This window comes from Halobacillus sp. BBL2006, assembly GCF_000786645.1.
In the GTDB taxonomy this organism is placed as follows: domain Bacteria; phylum Bacillota; class Bacilli; order Bacillales; family Halobacillaceae; genus Halobacillus.
Genome location: NZ_JRNX01000559.1, coordinates 1 through 2911, shown reverse-complemented (window position 1 = coordinate 2911; position 2911 = coordinate 1). Strand labels below are relative to the sequence as shown.

The 2911-nt window shown below is 42.4% G+C and carries 5 protein-coding genes; 4 read left to right on the top strand and 1 reads right to left on the bottom strand.

The window, feature by feature from the left end; all coding sequences use genetic code 11:
- The gene (locus tag LD39_RS22765) at positions 1 to 87 is read left to right on the top strand and encodes a PLP-dependent transferase (RefSeq protein ID WP_255349892.1); all 87 of its coding nucleotides are present in this window, start codon (positions 1 to 3) and stop codon (positions 85 to 87) included.
- 91 nt (positions 88 to 178) lie between these two features.
- Entirely contained in the window at positions 179 to 862 is a 684-nt protein-coding gene (locus LD39_RS15860) for a TraR/DksA C4-type zinc finger protein (RefSeq protein ID WP_035549522.1), read from the top strand.
- A 71-nt stretch (positions 863 to 933) separates the two neighbouring features.
- Here the strand turns inward: LD39_RS15860 and LD39_RS15855 are convergent, their stop codons facing one another.
- Complete coding sequence (locus LD39_RS15855; RefSeq protein ID WP_035549517.1) at positions 934 to 1293, bottom strand: Lin0512 family protein; 360 nt, start codon at positions 1291 to 1293, stop codon at positions 934 to 936.
- Between the two features lie 261 nt (positions 1294 to 1554).
- On the opposite strand from LD39_RS15855, the gene LD39_RS15850 reads away from it, so the two are divergent.
- Together LD39_RS15850 and LD39_RS15845 are read left to right on the top strand one after the other, a co-directional pair.
- Positions 1555 to 2343, top strand: a complete 789-nt coding sequence (locus LD39_RS15850) for an ABC transporter ATP-binding protein (RefSeq protein WP_035549514.1) — start codon at positions 1555 to 1557, stop codon at positions 2341 to 2343.
- Positions 2327 to 2911 (top strand): ABC transporter permease (locus LD39_RS15845; RefSeq protein ID WP_035549510.1); only part of this gene is annotated, 585 nt, incomplete at its 3' end. The genes LD39_RS15850 and LD39_RS15845, both read left to right, overlap by 17 nt.

The following is a 2911-nucleotide window of genomic DNA, read 5'->3' as shown; positions in this document are numbered from 1 at the left end:
ATCACAGACGGTCTCATTCGTGTATCCATCGGCCTCGAAGATATTGAAGACTTGAAAGAAGATTTCTTACAAGCATTGAGAAAATAAAAGGAAGGAGCGCCCGAACGGGTGCTCCTTTTTGTATAGTGTTTTTTTCCTGAGCCACACTAAAGAAGAATATCAATTAGGAGTGGAACTCATGGACTATATTCATTATAAAAAACAATTAGAAGAACGAAAGCGTGAAATAGAAGAACGATTAATCGAGCACGATCACTTTGGGATGGAGCGAGGATTGGCAAGTGATATGGCCTCTGGTGAATTATCCCAGTATGACAATCATCCTGCTGACTCAGGAACAGAACTGTACGAAAGAGAAAAGGATATTGCCCTGCTTGGACATTTGAAGGAAGAGTTATCTGATATTCAATATTCCTTAATGCAAATGAAGAATGGCACGTATGGTATCTGCGAAAAAACAGGCCAGCCGATCTCAAAAGAGCGATTGGAAGCTTTGCCTACTGCACGCACCACTGCAGTAGCTTCACCGAATCAGGACATCTCTACTGACCGTCCGATTGAGGAAGAAGTCCTCTCTGCATTAGATGACAACTATGGACGCGATACCGATGACCCTCAATACAATGAGCAAAATGCTTATGAGCAAGTGGCTTCCTTCAACCAGACGAGTATGACTTACGATGGTTCGTCTCTCATGGATAACGAAGACGGGGTCGGCTATGTGGAAGAATTCGAGGATTTTGTATCTACAGATATGAACGGGTACACAGGAGCGGACAACGTCTCCTTCCAACGCAATGTTCATTATGATAAATACATGGATGATATAGATGAAGCAGAAGAAGAAGAGCGACAGATTTAATGTAAGTGAGATTTAGTTTTATTCAAAAAGATCTCCTGGAGAGGGTGCTACCCATTTCCAGGAGATTTTTTTTAGTAACCAACTTCAACAGAAGCAATAACGATATACATTTGGTCGTTTTTATCATCTTTATCCTCGAGTACAATTCCACTGGTGGTCCGCATACCGCCATCTATGACCTCTACATTGACATCCCCATAAGGGATAGCTTCTTCAACTTCTGCATATTTGATTTGATCATGGTCATAAGGAACGGCCAATTTGACGTTGACTTTCATGTTATCAAGTGAATTATCCGGAAGGGCAGCCTTAATTCCAGGCATTGAATTATTGTGAATCGCATTTTTTACGGCACGTACAGAAGCTTTCGTAATGTTTTGTCCGTGTACGTCTGTGCCCATCCCAGTTTGAATAAAGAGTAGTCGATCCATTTCTATCCCATCCTTTCTTACAATTTGTTTATCACGTCTGCCCCAGGTTTAAAACTATAATTTAAAAATGCTACAAATGGATTAAGCGCTTCCAACCAGTCTGGGCGTATGCGGAATTTTTCTCAGGGAATTCAAGGCTTCGTACTGTCGGAAAGAATCCCTAGTTTTAAGTTGACACACTATTTCGAATGTCTGTATAATCTAGTACTATACTCAAAACATACTATTTTTATAGGAATTATGGTAATAAGGATGATGACCTTGTTTTTACAGATGGATAAAGTCGGTAAGACGTTTAATGACAAAGAAGAAGGCAGATTTGAAGTCTTTTCAGATATCGACCTTTCAATCGAAGAGAACCAATTCGTTTCGCTTCTTGGACCATCCGGATGCGGAAAATCCACACTGCTTTCGATGGTCGCAGGACTTGAAACAGTAACAGAGGGCTCCATCAAGTTAGAAGGGGAAGAAATCAAGAAGGCTGGACCTGATCGGGGCATGGTGTTTCAGGAAGCTTCACTGTTTCCCTGGCTGAATGTGAAAGAAAACGTCATGTTTCCTCTGAAACAGCAGTTATCCAAACAAGAAGCATCGAAGCGGACGGATCAGTTTTTAAAAATGGTCCACCTTAGCCGGTTCAAAGAAAACTACACGCATGAGTTATCAGGCGGGATGCAGCAGAGAGTGGCAATAGCAAGGGCACTCGCGATGGATCCGAAAGTGCTTTTGATGGATGAACCATTCGGTGCGTTAGATGAACAAACGAGACATATCCTTCATGAAGAATTGATGAAGATTTGGCAGGAAACGAAAAAGACGATCTTGTTTGTCACTCATAGTATTCAAGAAGCGATCAAGTTATCGGACCGTGTCATTGTTATGGGAACACGGCCAGGAAAAATTATTGCAGATTTCACGATCGACGTTCCGAGGCCTCGGAAGCGAGATGATGAGCGGGTGATTGAACTTGAGAAGAAAGTGATGGAACTTCTTGAAGGTGAAATCAATAAAGTGTTGAAGGAAGAGCTGAGTCATGAAGGTAGTCATTAAAAGAATCTTATTTTTAGTCGTTGTTCTTGGGATTTGGCAGTTGGTGTTCACCGCCAACATATTCGAAGATATTGTGTTTCCATCGCCAGTCAAAGTGGCTGGTGCTCTTTACGAAGGTTTTTCAAGCGGAGATTTAATCAAGGCGCTCGGCGCTAGTTTCAAGCATTTATTTAGTGGGCTTTCCTTAGCCATTCTTTTTGGTACAACGATTGGAGTTATTCTTGGAAAATCAAAGCAAGCTGATGAAACAGCGGGCATGTACTTGATTGCTCTTCAAAGTATTCCAAGTATTGTCTGGGTTCCGCTTGCCATCATGCTGTTCGGTTTCTCCGAATTTGCAGTCGTATTTGTCGTCGTCTTGGGAGGAACATTTGTTATGGCGCTGAATGTGCGATCAGCTATCCATAGCGTGCCTCCTCAATTAGTGAGAGCAGCACGCACTATGGGTACGAATGGAGTTCCGCTGTTTTTCAGAGTCGAGGTTCCTTCAAGTGTCCCTTACTTCATAACAGGGATTCGTCTTGCCTGGGCTTTTAGCTGGCGCGCATTAATGGCCGGTGAACTTTTA

Bases quoted from the DNA above. Each gene is read 5' to 3' on its own strand.
- LD39_RS15855 (WP_035549517.1), bottom strand. From the start codon at position 1,293: ATGGATCGACTACTCTTTATTCAAACTGGGATGGGCACAGACGTACAC.
- LD39_RS15860 (WP_035549522.1), top strand. From the start codon at position 179: ATGGACTATATTCATTATAAAAAACAATTAGAAGAACGAAAGCGTGAA.